This is a genomic window from Actinotalea sp. (assembly GCF_041597215.1).
GTDB lineage: Bacteria > Actinomycetota > Actinomycetes > Actinomycetales > Cellulomonadaceae > Actinotalea.
This window is the reverse complement of sequence record NZ_JBFHHB010000033.1, coordinates 1-18,118: the sequence shown is the minus strand read 5'-3', so window position 1 is coordinate 18,118 and position 18,118 is coordinate 1. Positions and strand designations below refer to the sequence as shown.

The window sequence follows — 18,118 nt, the reverse complement described above, 5'->3', positions numbered from 1 at the left end:
GCTCGAAGGTCTCGGAGTGGATGAGCACGGCGTCGGTGCCGAGGCGGGCGACCGTCGAGGAGGCGCGGGCGAACAGCAGGTCCCCGGTGAGGATCGCGACGTGGTTGCCCCAGACCTCGTGCGCCGACGGCGCCCCCCTCCGCAGCGGGGCGGAGTCCATGACGTCGTCGTGGTAGAGCGTCGCGAGGTGCGTGAGCTCGACGGCGACGGCGGCCTGGAGGATCTCCGGCCGATCCCCGTCGCCGAGCTCTGCCGCCAGGAGGGTCAGCAAGGGGCGCAGCCGCTTGCCCCCGGCGTTGACCAGGTGCCGAGAGGTGGAGTCCGCGAGCACGTCGGTGTTCGCCACGGCCGTCCGCAAGCGGTCCTCGACGAGCGCGAGCCGCGCCGTCAGGCGATCGGCGAGGGCGTCGTCGGCGAGGGGGAGAGTCACCGGACCAGGATCGCAGCGTCGGACAGGAGCTGCAGGACGGGCGACGGGACGATGCCCAGGAGCAGGGTGCCGATCACCGCGACGCCGATGGCCACGGCGGTCATCCCCTCGGACCGCACGACGGTGGTCCGCTCCCCCGCGGTGCCGGCGGACTCCGTGAAGAACATCAGCACGACGAGCCGGACGTAGAAGAACACCGCTGCGGCCGAGGCGACGACACCGACGACGGCGAGCCAGGCGTGACCGCCGTCGACAGCGGCCGTGAAGACCTCGAACTTCCCGATGAACCCCGCCGTGAGCGGGATGCCGGCGAAGGAGAGCAGGAAGAGGGTGAAGGCGAGCGCGAGCGCCGGGCTGCGCCGACCGAGACCCGTCCACTGCGTCAGCGACGTGGCCTCGGCCATCACGGGACCGCCGGGTCCTTCGTTGACCTCGCGCACCAGGGTCACCACGGCGAACGCGCCGACCGTCGCGAGCCCGTAGGCCAGCAGGTAGAAGATCGTGCCCGAGATCCCCGTGCTCGTCATCGAGGTGACCCCGACGAGCAGGAAGCCGGCGTGCGCGATCGAGGAGTAGGCGAGCATGCGCTTGACGTCGGTCTGCACGATCGCGACGACCGTTCCGACCGCCATGGTGAGGACCGCGACGCCCCACAGTGCGGGCAGGATGTCCCACTGCAGCGGCGGCACGAGGACGTAGACCAGGCGCACGAGGACGCCGAAGGACGCGATCTTCGTGCAGGCGGCCATGAAGCCCGTGATCGGGGTCGGCGCGCCCTGGTAGACGTCGGGGGTCCAGGCGTGGAACGGCACGGCACCGACCTTGAACAGCAGGCCGACGATCACGAGCATCAGGCCGGCGAGAAGCATCGGGTCGAGCCCGGAGACCGTCCCGATCGCCTCGGCGATCTCCGAGAGCCGCAGCGACCCGGAGAACCCGTACAGCAGCGCGATCCCGAAGAGCAGGAAGGCGGAGGCGAACGCCCCGAGCAGGAAGTACTTGAGCGAGGCCTCCTGGGACAGCAGCCGGCGTCGGCGGGCCAGCCCGGAGAGCAGGTACAGCGGGAGGGAGAGGACCTCGAGCGCGACGAAGAGCGTCAGCAGGTCACCGGCGGCCGGGAAGATCATCATGCCGCCGAGCGCGAGCAGCGTCAGCGGGAAGACCTCGGTCTGCACGAGGCCACGACGCGTGGCCATCGCCTCGTACTCCGAGCCGGGTACCGCGGCACCCGAGGGGGTGAACGCGTCCTCCCCCGTCTCGGACCGGTCGGCGATGACGAGCAGGGCGAGGAAGCCCAGCACCGCCAGCACACCCTGGAGCAGGACCGACGGGGCGTCCATCACCATGGCTCCGCCCAGGACGACGGTCCCGCCGGAGGCGTCCACCTCGGTCCAGACGAGCGCGAGGAGGACCACAGCGCCGGCGGTCGCCGCGAGCGCGAGGGAGAGCTGGACGACGCGTCGGACGCGGGCCGGGACGAACGCCTCGACCAGCACCCCGACGACTCCCGCTCCGAGCACGAGCGCGACCGGCGCGAGGTAGGACCACGCGATCTCGGGAGACACGAAGCTCACTTGTCGCTCCCGTCGTTCGTCAGGGTGAGGGTGGGCATCACATCGGCGACGCCGACCTGGGTCAGCGTCACGGAGGCCGGGTCACGGACGAGGTCCAGTGCCGGGGCCGGGTAGAAGCCGAGCACGAGCATCAGGGCGATGAGCGGCCCCACCACCCAGCGCTCGCGGGTGGAGAGGTCCGGCAGCTCCGTGAGCCCCTCGCGGGTCGGGCCGGTGAACACCCGCTGATAGGTCAGCAGCACGTACAGGGCGGCCAGGATGACGCCGGTCGCCGCGACGATCGCAGCGGCGCGGTTCGAGCCGAAGGTGCCGACCAGCACGAGGAACTCGCTGACGAAGGTCGACAGGCCCGGAAGGGACAGCGCCGACAGCCCGGCGACCAGGAAGGTCCCGGCCAGGACGGGGACGACCTTCTGCAGCCCGCCGTGGTCGGCGATGCGCGCCGACCCCGAGCGGGCGATGAGGAAGCCGGCGACGAGGAACAGCGCGCCCGTCGAGAGCCCGTGGTTGACCATGTACAGCGAGGCGCCCTGGACGCTCACCGAGGTGAACGCGAAGATCCCCAGCACGATGAAGCCGAAGTGGCTGACCGAGGTGTACGCGATGAGCCGGAGCAGGTCCTGCTGGCCGATCGCGAGCAGTGCGCCGTAGAGGATCGAGATGACGGCGAGCACGATGATCACCGGCGCCGCCCACCGGGAGGCGGCGGGGAACAGCGGCAGGCAGAGCGTGAGCATCCCGAAGGTGCCGACCTTGTCGAGCACGCCGACCAGCAGCACCGAGGTGCCGACCGGGGCCTGCTCGGCCGTGTCGGGCAACCACGTGTGGACGGGCCACATCGGCGCCTTGATCGCGAAGGCGAGGAAGAAGGCGAGGAAGAGCAGCCGCTCGGTGGTCACCGGAAGGTCGAGGCCCACGAGGTTCGCGGTGAGGAAGCCCTCCTCGCCGCGCGGGCCCTGCAGGTACAGCGCGATGACGCCGACGAGCATGACCAGGCCACCGGCGAGGGAGAAGAGCAGGAACTTCACCGCGGCGTAGCGGCGCTGGAGCCCGCCGAACATGCCGATCATGAAGTAGACCGGCACGAGCATGGCCTCGAAGAGCACGTAGAAGAAGAACACGTCGCGTGCGGCGAACACCGCGACCATGAACGCCTCGAGCACCAGGACGAGGGCGACGTAGGTACGGATCCGCGAGCCGCCCTCGTCGATCGTCGGCAGGCCCTCGTCCTCGCCCGGCTCGGCCGGCACCACGTCGGGCTGCTCGCGCCACGCGGCCAGCAGGACGAGCGGGGTGAGCACGACCGAGAGCAGGACGAGCGCGAGGCCCACCCCGTCGACCCCGACGGCGTAGCTCGCGCCGATCGCCGGGATCCAGGCGTGCGTCTCGACCAGCTGGTGCTCGCCGGCGAGGCTCGTGTCGAAGGAGAGTGCCGCGAGCACCGCCAGCGCGAGCACCAGCAGGGAGACCCCGACCGCGACGTGTCGGGCGAGGCGGCGGGCGGCTCCGGGCAGCGCCCAGACCACCGCGGCACCCAGCAGCGGGACCACGATGAGCGTGGTCAGCCAGGGGAACTGTTCGGGCATGGTCACTTCCCTCAGATCCGGAACGCGAGGACGATCGCGACGAGCACGACGATGCCCGCGAGCATGGTGGCCGCGTAGGAGCGGACGAAACCGTTCTGGGTACGACGGACGATCTCACCGGTCGAGGCGACCAGGTGGGCCAGTCCGCTGAAGAACCCGTCGACGACCTGCCGGTCACCGAAGACGAGCGAGCGCGTGAGCACCTGGCCCGGCAGCACCAGCACGGCGTCGTTGACGTCGTCCTGGTAGAGGTCCCGGCGTGCGGCGCGGGTGATCGGTGAGCCGTGCGGGGGCACGACGGCGACCGGCGCCGCCCCGTACTGCCGCCAGGCCAGCAACGCACCAGCGGCGACGAGCAGCAGCGTGGCGATCGTGATCACCGGCACCGGCAGGACCGGCTCGGCGTGCTCGACGTGCCCGGTCACCGGCTCGAGCCAGGTGGTGAAGGCCCCGCCGATCGCGAGGACCCCGCCGAGTCCGGCGGAGCCGACGGCGAGGATGATCATCGGCCACAGCATCAGCGCCGGGGACTCGTGCGGGTGGCGGACGGGCGCGTCCGGGTCCTCCGCCCCGCCACCGTGGCCGTCGCTCCAGCGAGCCGTCCCGTGGAAGGTCATGAAGAACAGTCGCGACATGTAGAACGCGGTGATCCCCGCGCCGATCATGGCCACCAGGCCGAAGACCCATGGCTGCCAGCCCTGGCCGTCAGCAGTGGCGAACGCCGCCTCGATGATCTTGTCCTTGCTCCAGAACCCGGAGAAGGGCGGGACGCCGAGGATCGCGAGCCAGCCGAGACCGAAGGTGATCCAGGTGACCTTCATCAGCCGCGAGATGCCACCGAAGCGACGCATGTCGACGCTGTCGCCCATCCCGTGCATGACCGAGCCTGCGCCGAGGAACATGCCGGCCTTGAAGAAGCCGTGCGTGAGCAGGTGGAAGATCGCGAAGGCGTAGCCGATCGGGCCGAGGCCCGCGCCGAGCATCATGTAGCCGATCTGGGACATCGTCGAGGCGGCGAGCGCCTTCTTGATGTCGTCCTTCGCGCTACCGACGATCGCACCGAAGAGCAGGGTGATCGCACCGACGATCGCGACGACGAGCAGGGCGTTCGGCGCATGGGCGTACACCGGTCCGGAGCGGACCACGAGGTAGACACCCGCGGTGACCATGGTCGCCGCGTGGATGAGCGCCGAGACGGGGGTCGGGCCCGCCATCGCGTCGCCGAGCCAGGACTGCAGCGGGAACTGCGCCGACTTGCCGGTCGCGCCGAGCAGCAGGAGCAGGCCGACGGCGGTCAGCGCCCCCGCGCTCGCCTCCGGCGCCTGGGCGAAGACGGTCGTGAAGTCCGTCGCCCCGAAGGTGGCGAACATCAGGGCGATCGCGATGAGCAGGCCGAGGTCGCCCACGCGGTTGGCGATGAACGCCTTCTTGGCCGCGACGGCGTTGGGCAGCTCGTGGTTCCAGAAGCCGATGAGCAGGTACGAGGCGAGACCCACGCCCTCCCAGCCGACGAAGAGCAGCACGTAGCTGTCCGCCAGGACCAGGAGGAGCATCGCCGCGACGAAGAGGTTGAGGTACGCGAAGAAGCGCCTGCGCGCCACGTCGTGCTCCATGTAGGCCACGGAGTAGACGTGGATGAGCGTGCCGACGAAGGTCACCAGCAGCACGAAGCTCAGCGAGAGCGGGTCGATGCGCAGGCCGGCGTCGAGCGAGAACGCGCCAGCGGTGATCCACGAGAACAGGTGCAGGTCCACGACGCGCTCGGCGGCCGTGCCACCCAGCATCGCGAGCCACAGAACGAGGGCGACGACGAAGGCCGAGCCGGAGGCCGCCACACCGAGCCAGTGGCCCCAGCGGTCGGCACGGCGACCGGCGAGCAGCAGCACGGCGGCGCCGAGCAGCGGAAGCGCCACGAGCAGCCAGCCGGCGCTGAACGCTCCGGAGGCTGCCGTCGCGGCGACCGCCACGGGCTCCTCGGCGGTCGGGAGCAGGTCGAGCAGGTTCACTTGGCGCCCCTCAGCTCTTCAAGAGGTTGACGTCGTCGACCGAGGCCGAGCGGCGGGTGCGGAAGATCGTCACGATGATCGCGAGCCCCACGACGACCTCCGCGGCGGCCACGACCATCACGAAGAAGGCCATCACCTGACCGTCGAGGTTGCCGTGCACCCGCGAGAAGGTGACGAACGCGAGGTTCGTGGCGTTGAGCATGAGCTCGATGCCGAGGAACACGATGATCGCGTTCCTGCGCAGCAGTGCCGTGGTGGCCCCGATCGAGAACAGGATGGCCGCCAGGACCAGGTAGTGCGTGAGGCTCATGCCTGCTCCTCCTCGTCGCTGGACGCCGTGATCTCCGCCTGGTCGGCGGTTGCGGTCGGTGCGCTCACGTCACCGACCGGACGTTCCTGGCCGCGGATCCGCAGCACGCGCGGGACCGAGGCCTCGAGCGGGAGCCCGTCGGGCCCGAGCGCTGCGACGTCGAGCGCGTTGGACGTCGCGTACACGCCGGGCGCAGGGAGCGGCGTGAGGATCTCGCCCTGCTCGAGGCGCGCGACGCGCGCATCGGCGCGCTCACGCTGGCCGACGAGCGGGGTGAGCCGCGGACGGTGGGTCATCACGATCGCGCCGACGGCCGCTGTGACCAGGAGCGTCCCGACGACCTCCATCGCGAAGAGGTAGTCGCCGAAGATGACCTGCGCGATGCGGCCGGGGTTGCCGCCCTCGTTCGCCGACTCCAGGCCCGTCGGCTGGAGCCCGGCGGCGTTGAGCACGACACCGACCAGGACGACGGCGAGCCCCGTGCCGAGGAGCAGGCCGATCCAGCGCTGGCCGGTGATCGTCTCGACGAAGGAGTCGGACGAGTCCACCCCGACGAGCATGAGCACGAAGAGGAAGAGCATCATCACGGCGCCGGTGTACACGATCACCTGCACGACCCCGAGGAAGGGGGCGTCCTGGGCGATGTAGAGGATCGCCAGGGAGATCATCACCAGGACGACGCTCATCGCCGCATGCACCGTCTTGCGGGCGAACAGGAGCCCGAGCGCGGAGACGACCATCACCGGCGCGAGCACCCAGAAGAGCACGGCCTCGCCCGTCGGGGTCTGGCCGGTGCTGCCGAGGCTCGCCGCGACCGGTCCGGCCAGCGCTGCCATCGTCGCGCTCATCGTCCGGCCGCCGTGCTCGCGGCGGGGAGCGAGGGGTCCTCGGGACGCCACCGGGCGACCCAGTCGACCTGCTCGGGGACCGGACCGGTCACCTCGCCGCGGTAGTAGTCGGTGTCCTCGGTGCCCGGCACCATCGGGTGCGGAGCGGCGAGCATCCCCTCGGCGAGCGGGGCCAGCAGGTCCTGCTTCTCGTAGATCATCCCGGCACGGGTCGGGCCCGCGAGCTCGAAGTCGTTCGTCATCGTCAGCGCTCGCGTCGGGCAGGCCTCGATGCACAGCCCGCAGAAGATGCAGCGCAGGTAGTTGATCTGGTAGACGCGGCCGTAGCGCTCCCCCGGTGAGAACTGCTCGTCCGGCGAGTTGTCCGCACCCTCGACGAGGATCGCGTCGGCCGGGCAGGCCCAGGCGCACAGCTCGCAGCCGATGCACTTCTCCAGGCCGTCGGGGTAGCGGTTGAGCTGGTGACGCCCGTGGAACCGCGGCTTGGGCGGCACCTTCTCGAAGGGGTACTGCTCGGTGACCGTCGGCTTGAACATCGACGACAGGGTCACACCGAAGCCGGCCACCGGGGCGAGGAGCTCCCCGAGACCCTTCTTCGCCGGGCGCAGGGGCTCGTAGGGCTCCGGGGCTGCCGGGCTGCCGACCTCCCCCGCGCCCTGGGAGCGGATGATCTCGTCAGCCACGGGGCTTCTCCTCCTCGCCGGTGGAACCGGCCTCGAGAACGGCGGTGGGGGCCTCGACCGAGGCCTGTCCTTCCCGCGCCGCAGCACCGCGGCGCGGCGAGGCGGGCAGGGTCTGGCCGGGCAGCGGAGGCACGGGGTAGCCCCCGGCGAAGGCGTCGAAGGGTGGTGGCCCGCTCTCCGGCTCCGGCTTCTTCTCCGGGATGAGGAAGGAGACGACGACACCGACCAGGGCGATCCCGCCGAGGGTGAAGAGCATCGTGTTCAGGTCGACGTCCGTGAAGCGACGCACCCCCTGGACACCGGCGACGGCGACGATCCACACGAGCGCAGAGGGGATGAGGATCTTCCAGCCGAACCTCATGAACTGGTCGTAGCGCAGGCGCAGCAGGGTTCCACGCACCCAGACGAACAGGAACATGAAGAACCAGACCTTGGCCAGGAACCACAGCAGCGGCCACCAGCCGGTGTTGAGCACTCCGTCGCCGATCATCGACAGCGGCCACGGGGCGCGCCAGCCGCCGAAGAACAGCGTCGTCGCCACGGCCGAGACGTTGAGCATGTTGATGTACTCGGCGAGGAAGAACCAGGCGAACTTCATCGAGGAGTACTCGGTCATGTACCCGCCGACGAGCTCGCCCTCGGCCTCGGGGAGGTCGAACGGCAGCCGGTTCACCTCGCCGAACATCGAGATCACGTAGATCACGAAGGCGGGGAACAGCGGGAGGAACCACCAGATCGTCGTCTGGGCCTCGACGATCTGCGAGGTCGACATCGAGCCGGACAGCACGAAGACGCTCACCAGGCTCATGCCCATGGCGAGCTCGTAGGAGATCACCTGCGCCGTCGAACGCACCGAGCCGAGCAGCGGGTACGTCGAGCCGGAGGCCCAGCCGCCCAGGACGATGCCGTAGACGCCGATCGAGGCCGCGGCGAGGATGTAGAGCACGGAGACTGGGAAGTCGGTCAGCTGGAGCGGGGTGACCACCCCGAAGATCGACACCTCCGGACCCATCGGGATGACGGCGAACACCAGGAGCGAGGCGAAGACCGAGATCATCGGCGCCACGATGTAGATGACCTTGTCCGCCGCCTTGACGGTGATGTCCTCCTTGAGGAGGAGCTTCATCGCGTCGGCGAGGGACTGCAGCAGGCCGAAGGGACCGTGCACGTTGGGGCCGGGGCGGATCTGCATCCTCGCCACGACCTTGCGCTCGAACCAGATCGCGAGGAGGACGCTGACCAGCAGGAAGACGATGATGCCGACCGCCTTGAGCAGGACGATCCAGCCGTTCTCGTTGCTGAAGTCCGCTCCGACCGGGGCGACGGCCAGCAGGCCGGAGGCGATGGTGCTCACTTCGTCCCTCCTTCGACGGTCACGGTGACCACGGACCCGGCGTCGGCCCGGAGGCTCGAGCGCACGTGCGAACCGGGCGAGCGGGTGGGCAGCCACACGACCCCGTCGGGCATCGCGGTGACGACGGCGGGGAGGACGACCGACCCGTGCCGCGTGGCGACGGTGATCTCCTGCCCGGTCACGACGCCGAGGCGGGTGGCCATCTCCGCGCTGATCCGGGCGACGGGGCGCTGGGCGGTGCCGGCGAGGAACCGCTCGCCGTCCTGCCCGCGGCCGTCGTCGAGCAGCAGGTGCCAGGTCGCCAGGACGGCCTGTCCCTCGTGCAGGGCCGGCGGCTCCGGGTAGGCGATCTGCGGGGCAGGCGGGCGAGGGCCGTCCCACGCCCCGACCTGGGTGAGCTCGGTGTGCACGTCGGCGAGCGTCCGCAGGCCGATCGGGGCGCCGAGCGCCCCGGCAAGGGCGTCCAGCACGCGGTGGTCGGGCATCGCGGTCGAGGTCAGTGCCTGCGGGAAGGGACGCGGACGGCCCTCCCAGCCCAGGTACGTCCCGGGACGCTCGACGGGCGGGGCGACGGGGAGCACGACGTCCGCCAGCTCGGTGACGGCCGAGGAACGGACCTCGAGCGAGAGGACGAAGGGCACGGCCCGCAGCGCGTCCAGCGCGAGGGCCGGGTCGACGAGGTCCGCCGGGTCCATCCCACCGACGACGAGTGCGCCGAGGTGACCCTGCGCGGCCGCGGTGAGGATCCCGGTGAGGTCGCGGCCCTCGGTCGCGGGAAGGCGCTGCACGCCCCAGGCCGCGGCCATGTCGACCCGCGCGGCGGCGTCGATGACCAGCCGCCCGCCCGGGAGGAGGCCAGGGAGGGTCCCCGCCTCGACGCCTGCACGCTCACCGATCCGTCGGGGCACCCAGGCGAGCCGGGCACCCAGACGCTCCGCGAGACGCAGCACGGCGGACAGGCCGCCGGGGACCGTGGCCATGCGCTCGCCGACCAGGACGATCCCGCCGCGCAGCGCGGCGGCCGCCGACCCGAGCTCGCCCTCCGCGCCGTCCACGACGGCGTCGAGGACCTCCGGCTCGGTGCCGGGCGCCGCGGACAGCAGAGTCGCCCGGAGGCGGGCGAGACCGCGCGAGGCGAACGGGGCGACGGAGAAGACGCGGGAGCGCCCGGCCAGCACGCCCTTGCGCAGGCGGAGGAAGGCGATCCCGCCCTCGTCCTCCGGCTCGTAGCCGACGAGGAGGACGGCGGGGCCGGCCTCCAGGTCGGCGAAGGTCACGTCGAGCGGGCGGCCGGCGACCCGGTGGGCGAGGAACGCGTCCTCCTCCGGGGCGTGCGGGCGCGCGCGGTGGTCGATGTCGTTCGTGCCCAGGGCGACCCGCGCGAACTTGCTGTACGCGTAGGCGTCTTCGAGCGTCAGTCGTCCGCCGGGAAGAACCCCGACCCCCGACTCCTTCGCCGCGGCCAGCCCCTCTGCTGCCCGGGTCAACGCCTCGGACCAGCTCGCCGGACGCAGCTCGCCGTCGACGTCGCGGACCATCGGACCGGTCAGCCGGTCCCCTGCGCTCTGCCAGGTGAAGGCGAAGCGGTCCTTGTCGCTGATCCACTCCTCGTTGACCGCCGGGTCCTCACCGGCGAGACGGCGGAGCACGACGCCACGGCGGTGGTCCACCCGGATCGCCGCGCCGTTGCTGTCGTGCTCGGCGATCCCCGGGGTCGAGACCAGGTCGAAGGGCCGGGAACGGAAGCGGTAGGCCGCACCGGTCAGCGCACCGACCGGGCAGATCTGCACCGTGTTCCCGGAGAAGTACGAGGAGAACGGTCGGCCAGAGGTGTCCGTCGTGGCCTCCCCGACCGGGCCGAGCGGGCCGCTCGACGTCGGCGCCTCGCGACCGTCCGGCTGGCTCCCGTGGAAGACCTCGACCGCGCCCGAGCCCTCGAAGCCCAGGACGGCCGGGTCGAAGGTGCCGATCTGCTGCCGCGCACCGCGCTGCTGCAGGTCGATGAACGGGTCACCGGCGATCTCGTCGGAGAAGCGCGTGCAGCGCTGGCACAGGATGCAGCGCTCCCGGTCCAGCAGGATCTCGGTGGAGATCCGCAGGGGCTTGGGGAAGGTCCGCTTCACGTCGTGGAAGCGGCTCGTGCCGCGGCCGTTGCTCATCGCCTGGTTCTGCAGGGGGCACTCGCCACCCTTGTCGCAGGTCGGGCAGTCCAGCGGGTGGTTGATGAGCAGGAGCTCCATCACCCCGTGCTGGGCCTTGTCGGCCACGGCGGAGGTGCGCTGGGTCCGCACGACCATTCCCGGCGTCGCCTCGAGCGTGCAGGAGGCCTGCGGCTTGGGCATCGGGCGGACGTTGCCCTCCCGGTCCGGGACGGCCACCTCCACCAGGCACTGCCGGCAGGCCCCGGCGGGGGCGAGCAGCGGGTGGTCGCAGAACCGCGGGATCTGGATGCCGATCTGCTCGGCCGCCCGGATCACCAGGGTGCCCTTGGGCACGCTCACCTCGACGTCGTCGAGGACGAAGGTGACCTGCGGCACCGTCTCCGGCTGCGCCGCCTGCGGCGTCGTCGTGGTCATGCTCCCACCGTTCTGGCAGCGGCCCCGGACAGGGCCGGGCCGGTGCGTGGCGTGTACTCGAACAGGGCGGACGCCGCCGGGTCGAACGGGCAGGCGTGACCGGTGATGTGGGCCTCGAACTCCTCGCGGAACTGGGCGATGCCCGAGGTCACCGTCGAGGTCGCGCCGTCGCCGAGCGCGCAGAACGCCCGGCCCAGGATGTTGTCGCAGACGTCGAGCAGCGTGTCGAGGTCCTCCTCCGTGCCCCGCCCGGCCTCGATGCGCTGGAGCATCTGGGTCAGCCAGAAGGTGCCCTCGCGGCACGGCGTGCACTTGCCGCAGGACTCGTGCTTGTAGAACTCGGCCCAGCGGGTGATCGCCCGGACCACGCAGGTGCTGTCGTCGAAGATCTGCAGGGCGCGAGTGCCGAGCATCGAACCCGCGGCGGCGACCGACTCGTAGTCGAGCGGGACGTCGAGGTGCTCGGCGGTGAACAGCGGGGTGGAGGAGCCCCCAGGGGTCCAGAACTTCAGCTCGTGCCCCTCGCGCACCCCACCGGCGAGCTCGAGGAGCTCGCGCAGGGTGATCCCGAGAGGTGCCTCGTACTGGCCGGGGCGCTGCACGTGACCGGAGAGCGAGAAGAGCCCGAACCCGGCGGAGCGCTCGGTGCCCATCGCGGTGAACCACTCGGCACCGTTCGCGACGATCGAGGGGACCGAGGCGATCGACTCGACGTTGTTGACGACCGTCGGGCGGGCGTACAGGCCGGCGACCGCCGGGAACGGCGGCTTGAGCCGGGGCTGGCCGCGACGACCCTCGAGCGAGTCGAGCAGCGCGGTCTCCTCACCGCAGATGTACGCACCGGCACCCGCGTGGACCGTGACCTCGAGGTCGTAGCCCGTGCCGAGGATGTCCGTGCCGAGGTACCCGGCGGCGTAGGCCTCCTCGACCGCTCGCAGCAGTCGGCGGTAGACGTGCAGGACCTCGCCGCGCACGTAGATGAACGCGTGGTGGCAACCGATCGCGAAGGAGGTGATCGCCACGCCCTCGATGAGCTGCTGGGGGCTGGCCATCATGAGCGGGATGTCCTTGCAGGTGCCCGGCTCGGACTCGTCGGCGTTGACCACGAGGTACCGCGGTCCGCCGTCGGGGGCGGGGAGGAAGCTCCACTTCAGGCCGGTGGGGAAGCCCGCTCCGCCGCGACCGCGCAGCCCGGAGCCCTTGACCATCGAGACGAGGTCGGCCGGCTCCATGGCCAGTGCGGTGCGCAGGGAGGCCCAGCCTCCGTTGGCCTCGTAGGTGGCAAGGGTCCATGACCGCTCGGCGTCCCAGGTGTCCGAGAGGATCGGCGTCAGCATCGCCGTCTGCTCCGTGGCCATCACGCCTCCTTGTCGGGCGCCGGTGCGGCAGAGGCGCCACCCGGAGCGGTCCAGCCACGCTCGCGCGCGATCCGGCGGCCGGCGAGGGTGGCGGGACCCGCACCCACGCCCTCGTCCGCGCGCCCGTCGGGGAAGCCTGCGAGCACGCGGGACATCGCCTTGAAGTCGACGACCTCTGCCGCGCCTCGCGTCGGGGCGACCTGCTCGCCTGCGCGCAGCGCGTCGACCACTGCCGTCGCGCTCTGCGGGGTCTGGTTGTCGAAGAACTCCCAGTTGACCATCATCACCGGCGCGTAGTCGCACGCGGCGTTGCACTCGACGCGCTCGAGGGTGATCGAGCCGTCCGCCGTGGTCTCGTCGTGACCGATGCCGAGGTGGCTCGAGAGCTCGGCGAAGATCTCGTCGCCGCCCATGATCGCGCAGAGCGTGTTCGTGCAGACCCCGACCGTGTAGTCGCCGTTGGGGTGCCGCTTGTACTGCGTGTAGAACGTCGCGACCGCCGACACCTCCGCCGTGCTCAGGCCGAGCATCCGGGCGCAGAACCCGATGCCGTCCGGCGTGATGTAGCCGTCCTCCGACTGCACCAGGTGCAGCAGCGGGAGCAGCGCCGACCGCGGCTCGGGGTAGCGGGACATCGCCTGGGCGGCGTCCACCTCCAGCCGCGCGAGCTTCGCGCCCTCGTAGGGCTCGTGGGACGCCATCAGCGGTCCACCCCTCCCAGCACCGGGTCGAGGGCCGCGACCGCGACGACGACGTCGGCCAGCTGACCGCCCTCGCACATCAGGGACACGGCCTGCAGGTTGTTGAACGACGGGTCACGGAAGTGCGCGCGGTAGGGCTTGGTCCCGCCGTCCGAGACGAGGTGGACGCCGAGCTCGCCGCGCGGCGCCTCGACCGTCTGCCACACCTGGCCGACCGGGACCCGGAAGCCCTCGGTGACCAGCTTGAAGTGGTGGATGAGCGACTCCATCGAGGTGTCCATGATCTGCCGGATGTGCGCGAGCGAGTTGCCCATGCCGTCCGAACCGATGGCCAGCTGCGCGGGCCAGGCGATCTTCTTGTCCGCGACCATGACGGGCTGACCCGCCGTCGCCTGCAGGCGGTCGAGGGTCTGCTCGACGATCCGCATCGACTGGTAGCACTCCTCGATCCGCAGGATCACCCGCGAGAACGCGTCGGAATCCGTCGAGGTCGGCACGTCGAAGTCGTAGGTCTCGTACCCGCAGTACGGATCCGTCTTGCGGACGTCGTAGGGCAGTCCCGCCGAGCGCAGCACCGGTCCGGTGATGCCCAGGGCCATGGCTCCGGAGAGGCTCAGGTGGCCGACCCCGACGAGCCGTCCCTTGAAGATCGGGTTGGCCAGCATGAGGTCGCCGAGCTGGGCGAGGTAGTCCTTGATCGTCACGAGCGCGTCGCGGATCGTGTCGAGCGCGCCGGGGGGGATGTCCTGGGCGACACCCCCGGGGCGGACGTACGCGTGGTTCATCCGCAGGCCGGTGATGAGCTCGAAGACCCGCAGGATCTCCTCACGGGCGGTGAACCCGAGAGTCATGATCGTCGTCGCGCCGAGCTCGTTCCCGCCGGTGCCGAGGCAGACGAGGTGGGAGGAGACCCGGTTGAGCTCCATCATCAGCACCCGGATGATCGACGCCCGCTCGGGAACGTCGTCCGTGATGCCCAGGAGCTTCTCGACCCCGAGGCAGTACGCCGTCTCCTGGAAGAGCGGGGCGAGGTAGTCCATCCGGGTGCAGAACGTGGTGCCCTGGGTCCAGGACCGGTACTCCATGTTCTTCTCGATACCGGTGTGCAGGTAGCCGACGCCGCAGCGGGCCTCGGTGACCGTCTCTCCGTCGATCTCGAGCATGAGGCGCAGCACGCCGTGCGTGGACGGGTGCTGCGGGCCCATGTTGACGACGATGCGCTCCTCGCCGAGGCGAGCAGCCTCCTCGGCGATGTCGGACCAGTCTCCGCCGTTCGCCTCGAGGACGGTCACGTCCTCGTCGTCGACGATCGCGGCCCCGGCGTGGGGGGTGCGGGAGTCAGCCATCAGTTGTACGACCTCCGCTCACTGGGCGGCGGGACGCTCGCCCCCTTGTACTCGACCGGGACCCCGCCGAGGGGGTAGTCCTTGCGCTGCGGGTGCCCGACCCAGTCGTCCGGCATCTCGATGCGGGCGAGGCCGGGGTGGCCGTCGAAGACGATCCCGAAGAAGTCCCAGGTCTCGCGCTCGTGCCAGTCGTGGCCCGGGTAGACCGGGACGCTCGACGGGATGTGCGGATCGGCGTCGGGGACGGCGACCTCCAGGCGCAGCCGGCGCCCGTGCGTGACCGAGGTCAGGTGGTACACGGCATGCAGCTCGCGGCCCGTCTCGTGCGGGAAGTGGACCCCGGAGACGCCGAGGCCCAGCTCGAAGCGCAGGTCCTGCTCGTCCCGCAGCGCCCGGCAGACCGTCAGCAGGTGGGCGGCCCGGACGAAGATGGTCAGCTCGCCGCGGTCCACGACGATCTTCTCGACCGCCTCGGCGTAGGGCGTCTCCCCCTCGTCCAGCACCTCGGCGAGCAGGTCGACGACCTCGTCGAACCAGCCCCCGTAGGGCCGCTCGGCCGCGCCGGGCATCGCGACCGTGCGCACGAGCCCGCCGAATCCGGAGGTGTCGCCCGTGCCCGAGACGCCGAACAGCCCGGTGCGCACGTCGACGACCTCCGGGCCGGTGCCGGGGTCCGCGCTCGGGACCGGGAGGTTCTGCTCCTCGCTCACGCCAGCAGTCCCTTCATCTGGGAGGTCGGGGTGGCCGCGAGAGCAGCGGCCTCGGCGGCGCGGGCCGCCTCCTCACGGTTCGCACCGAGCGGCTCGGCCTGGATCTGCGCGTGCAGCTCGAGGATCGCGTTGATGAGCATCTCGGGTCGGGGCGGGCAGCCCGGCAGGTAGATGTCGACCGGGACGATGTGGTCGACGCCCTGGACGATCGCGTAGTTGTTGAACATGCCGCCGCTCGAGGCGCACACGCCCATCGAGAGCACCCACTTGGGCTCGGCCATCTGGTCGTAGACCTGCCGGACGATCGGGGCCATCTTCTGGCTCACCCGACCGGCGACGATCATCAGGTCGGCCTGGCGCGGGGAGGCACGGAAGACCTCCATGCCGAAGCGCGAGAGGTCGAAGCGCGGGGTGCCCGCCGCCATCATCTCGATCGCGCAGCAGGCGAGCCCGAAGGTCACCGGCCACAGGGACGCCTTGCGGAAGTACCCGGCGAGGTCCTCGATGCTGGCGAGCATGAAGGCCGGAGCCTCTTCCTCGATTCCCATCTGATCCTCCTTCCTGGATGCGTTAGCGGTCGCGGCGGGCCCGCAGCTGCGGAGCCGTCTGTGCTGTCAGTCCCACTCGAGCCCGCCGCGTCGCCACTCGTAGACGAACGGCACGGTGATCAGAGCGAGGAAGGTGAGGATCGCGGCGACCCCGAACATCGCCAGCTCGGTGAAGGCCACCGCCCACGGGTACATGAAGACGACCTCGATGTCGAAGACGATGAACGTCATCGCGACGAGGAAGTACTTGATCGGGAAGCGTCCGCCACCCACCGCGCGGGGGGTCGGGTCGATCCCGCACTCGTAGGCCTCGAGCTTGGCGCGGTTGTAGCGCTTGGGCCCGATGATGGCGCTCGCGCCGACACCGCCGAGGGCGAGCACGGCTCCGACGGCCATGAGCACCAGGATCGGCACGTAGGGGTTCATCGGATCCTCCTGGTCGGGGGCACGAGAGGGCACTCACGGCGGGCGACGGGCCGGGGCGCACCGGCGGCGACCCGGGCCGAGTCTGATCGGCTCATGCGGCCGGCGCAATCTTCGACAGCGCCGCGATGAACCGGTCGGACATGTCCCCGCCACGCGGGTCCCACACGTCCGACAAGAGCTTGAGCGTCAGACGCATGAGCGCCGGACGAGGCAGACCGTACCGCGTGCAGATACGCATGACCTCGGGGTGCTCGATGAGGCTGACGAAGACCCTGCCCAGCGTGTAGTAGCCGCCCAGGTCCTGGGCCATCACGCGCGGGTAGCTCTGGAGCACGCGCTCGCGGCCGGAGTCGGTGGTCCGGGCCTCCGCCTGGGCGATGACATCGGCCGCGCGACGTGCGGCCTGCATCGCGTAGGCGATGCCCTCACCGTTGAACGGGTTGACCATCCCGCCGGCGTCGCCGACGAGCAGCAGCCCCCGGGTGTAGTGCGGCTTGCGGTTGAAGCCCATCGGCAGCGCGGCGCTGCGCACCGGCCCGATCTGGTTCTCCGGCGTGAACCCCCACTCGGCGGGCACGTGCGCCACCCAGCGCTGCAGCAGGTCCTTGTAGTCGATCTTCGTCGCCGTGGCGGTCGAGCTCACGCTGCCCAGCCCGACGTTCGCCGTGCCGTCACCCAGCCCGAAGATCCAGCCGTAGCCCGGGAGCAGCGCGGACCTGCCCGGCTCGCCGTCCCAGAGCTCGAGGTGGCTCTCCATCCACGGGTCGGCGTGGCGCGGGGTGCGGAAGTAGGTGCGGACCGCGACGCCCATCGGTCGGTTGACCTTCTTCTCGATCCCCATCGCGAGCGCGAGCCGGGCGGAGACGCCGTCGGCGGCGATCACGGTGCGGGCGCGGTAGGTGACCTCGTCACCCGCGCGACGACCGGAGTCGTCCACCGGGCGGGCGGTGACGCCGACGATCCGACCGGTCCACTCGTCGATGACCGGGCCGGTGACGTTGGTGCGCTCGAGGATCTTCGCGCCGGCGGAGCGGGCGTGCCGGGCGAGGGCGTCGTCGAAGTCCTTGCGGGTCCGGCTGACGCCGTACTCGGGGAAGGTCTCGGTGACCGGCCACGGCAGCTCGATGCGGTGGCCGCCGCCGATGACCCGCAGCCCCTTGTTGCGGATCCAGCCGTCCTCCTCGCGCATGGGCACGCCCATCGCGACGAGCTCCCGGACCGATCGGGGGGTGAAACCGTCCCCGCAGACCTTCTCGCGCGGGAAGGCCGTCTTCTCCAGGACGAGGACGTCCAGCCCTGCGAGGGCGAGGTAGTAGGCGGCGGTGGAACCGGCAGGTCCCGCGCCGACGACGATGACATCCGCATCGTCCTGCCGTACCGAGGCCACGCCCACCCGTCCACGTCCTTGTCGTTGCTGTTCCGCCGGGGAAGTCTAGCCCCGCGGCGGTGGGGTACCGGCCGCCGCAACCGTCATGCGGACGCGGCGGAGTCCTCGACCGGCCTGGTGGCGCGGTGCAGCGCGACGATCCCGCCGCTGAGGTTGCGGTAGGCCACCCGCGACCAGCCGACCTCCTGCATCCGTCGCGCCAGCGCCTCCTGGTCCGGCCACTGGCGGATCGACTCCGCGAGGTACACGTAGGCGTCCGGATCGGCGGAGACCGC

The 18,118-nt window shown here is 71.0% G+C and carries 17 protein-coding genes; all 17 read right to left on the bottom strand.

From position 1 onward, the window contains the following. Window positions 1-430 (bottom strand): polyprenyl synthetase family protein (locus ABWK99_RS04310; protein WP_372593464.1); only part of this gene is annotated, 430 nt, incomplete at its 3' end. Further along, entirely contained in the window at window positions 427-2,004 is a 1,578-nt protein-coding gene (nuoN, locus tag ABWK99_RS04305) for an NADH-quinone oxidoreductase subunit NuoN (RefSeq protein ID WP_372593463.1), read from the bottom strand. The genes ABWK99_RS04310 and nuoN, both read right to left, overlap by 4 nt. After that, window positions 2,001-3,590 (bottom strand): NADH-quinone oxidoreductase subunit M, encoded by a 1,590-nt coding sequence (locus ABWK99_RS04300; RefSeq protein ID WP_372593462.1) that lies wholly within the window; start codon window positions 3,588-3,590, stop codon window positions 2,001-2,003. The genes nuoN and ABWK99_RS04300 overlap by 4 nt, the downstream gene beginning before the upstream one ends. Before the next feature lie 11 nt (window positions 3,591-3,601). After that, window positions 3,602-5,596 carry an NADH-quinone oxidoreductase subunit L gene (nuoL, locus tag ABWK99_RS04295; protein WP_372593461.1) on the bottom strand — a complete coding sequence of 665 codons (1,995 nt, stop codon included), beginning with the start codon at window positions 5,594-5,596 and terminating at the stop codon, window positions 3,602-3,604. 10 nt (window positions 5,597-5,606) lie between these two features. Continuing rightward, window positions 5,607-5,906: an NADH-quinone oxidoreductase subunit NuoK gene (gene nuoK / locus ABWK99_RS04290; protein WP_372593460.1), complete on the bottom strand. Its 300-nt coding sequence runs from the start codon at window positions 5,904-5,906 to the stop codon at window positions 5,607-5,609. Further along, a complete protein-coding gene (locus ABWK99_RS04285; protein WP_372593459.1) occupies window positions 5,903-6,754 on the bottom strand; it encodes an NADH-quinone oxidoreductase subunit J in 852 nt (283 codons plus the stop codon). Before ABWK99_RS04285 ends, nuoK begins: the two co-directional genes overlap by 4 nt. Further along, a complete protein-coding gene (gene nuoI, locus ABWK99_RS04280) occupies window positions 6,751-7,437 on the bottom strand; it encodes an NADH-quinone oxidoreductase subunit NuoI (RefSeq protein ID WP_372593458.1) in 687 nt (228 codons plus the stop codon). Before nuoI ends, ABWK99_RS04285 begins: the two co-directional genes overlap by 4 nt. Then, a complete protein-coding gene (gene nuoH / locus ABWK99_RS04275; RefSeq protein WP_372593466.1) occupies window positions 7,430-8,767 on the bottom strand; it encodes an NADH-quinone oxidoreductase subunit NuoH in 1,338 nt (445 codons plus the stop codon). Before nuoH ends, nuoI begins: the two co-directional genes overlap by 8 nt. A gap of 20 nt (window positions 8,768-8,787) precedes the next feature. Further along, window positions 8,788-11,367, bottom strand: coding sequence for an NADH-quinone oxidoreductase subunit G (locus tag ABWK99_RS04270; RefSeq protein WP_372593457.1), 2,580 nt, complete (start codon window positions 11,365-11,367; stop codon window positions 8,788-8,790). Then, window positions 11,364-12,725 (bottom strand): NADH-quinone oxidoreductase subunit NuoF, encoded by a 1,362-nt coding sequence (nuoF, locus tag ABWK99_RS04265; RefSeq protein ID WP_372593456.1) that lies wholly within the window; start codon window positions 12,723-12,725, stop codon window positions 11,364-11,366. The genes ABWK99_RS04270 and nuoF overlap by 4 nt, the downstream gene beginning before the upstream one ends. Further along, complete coding sequence (gene nuoE / locus ABWK99_RS04260) at window positions 12,725-13,426, bottom strand: NADH-quinone oxidoreductase subunit NuoE (protein WP_372593455.1); 702 nt, start codon at window positions 13,424-13,426, stop codon at window positions 12,725-12,727. The genes nuoF and nuoE overlap by 1 nt, the downstream gene beginning before the upstream one ends. Then, entirely contained in the window at window positions 13,426-14,772 is a 1,347-nt protein-coding gene (locus tag ABWK99_RS04255) for an NADH-quinone oxidoreductase subunit D (RefSeq protein ID WP_372593454.1), read from the bottom strand. Before ABWK99_RS04255 ends, nuoE begins: the two co-directional genes overlap by 1 nt. Continuing rightward, window positions 14,772-15,482, bottom strand: a complete 711-nt coding sequence (locus ABWK99_RS04250; RefSeq protein ID WP_372593453.1) for an NADH-quinone oxidoreductase subunit C — start codon at window positions 15,480-15,482, stop codon at window positions 14,772-14,774. The genes ABWK99_RS04255 and ABWK99_RS04250 overlap by 1 nt, the downstream gene beginning before the upstream one ends. Continuing rightward, window positions 15,479-16,030 (bottom strand): NADH-quinone oxidoreductase subunit B, encoded by a 552-nt coding sequence (locus tag ABWK99_RS04245; RefSeq protein ID WP_372593452.1) that lies wholly within the window; start codon window positions 16,028-16,030, stop codon window positions 15,479-15,481. Before ABWK99_RS04245 ends, ABWK99_RS04250 begins: the two co-directional genes overlap by 4 nt. Before the next feature lie 66 nt (window positions 16,031-16,096). Continuing rightward, on the bottom strand, window positions 16,097-16,456 hold the full coding sequence (locus tag ABWK99_RS04240) for an NADH-quinone oxidoreductase subunit A (RefSeq protein WP_372593451.1): 360 nt from the start codon (window positions 16,454-16,456) through the stop codon (window positions 16,097-16,099). A gap of 91 nt (window positions 16,457-16,547) precedes the next feature. After that, on the bottom strand, window positions 16,548-17,843 hold the full coding sequence (locus ABWK99_RS04235; protein WP_372593465.1) for a geranylgeranyl reductase family protein: 1,296 nt from the start codon (window positions 17,841-17,843) through the stop codon (window positions 16,548-16,550). Between the two features lie 83 nt (window positions 17,844-17,926). Further along, window positions 17,927-18,118: class I SAM-dependent methyltransferase (locus tag ABWK99_RS04230; RefSeq protein WP_372593450.1), on the bottom strand; the 192-nt coding region annotated here is incomplete at its 5' end.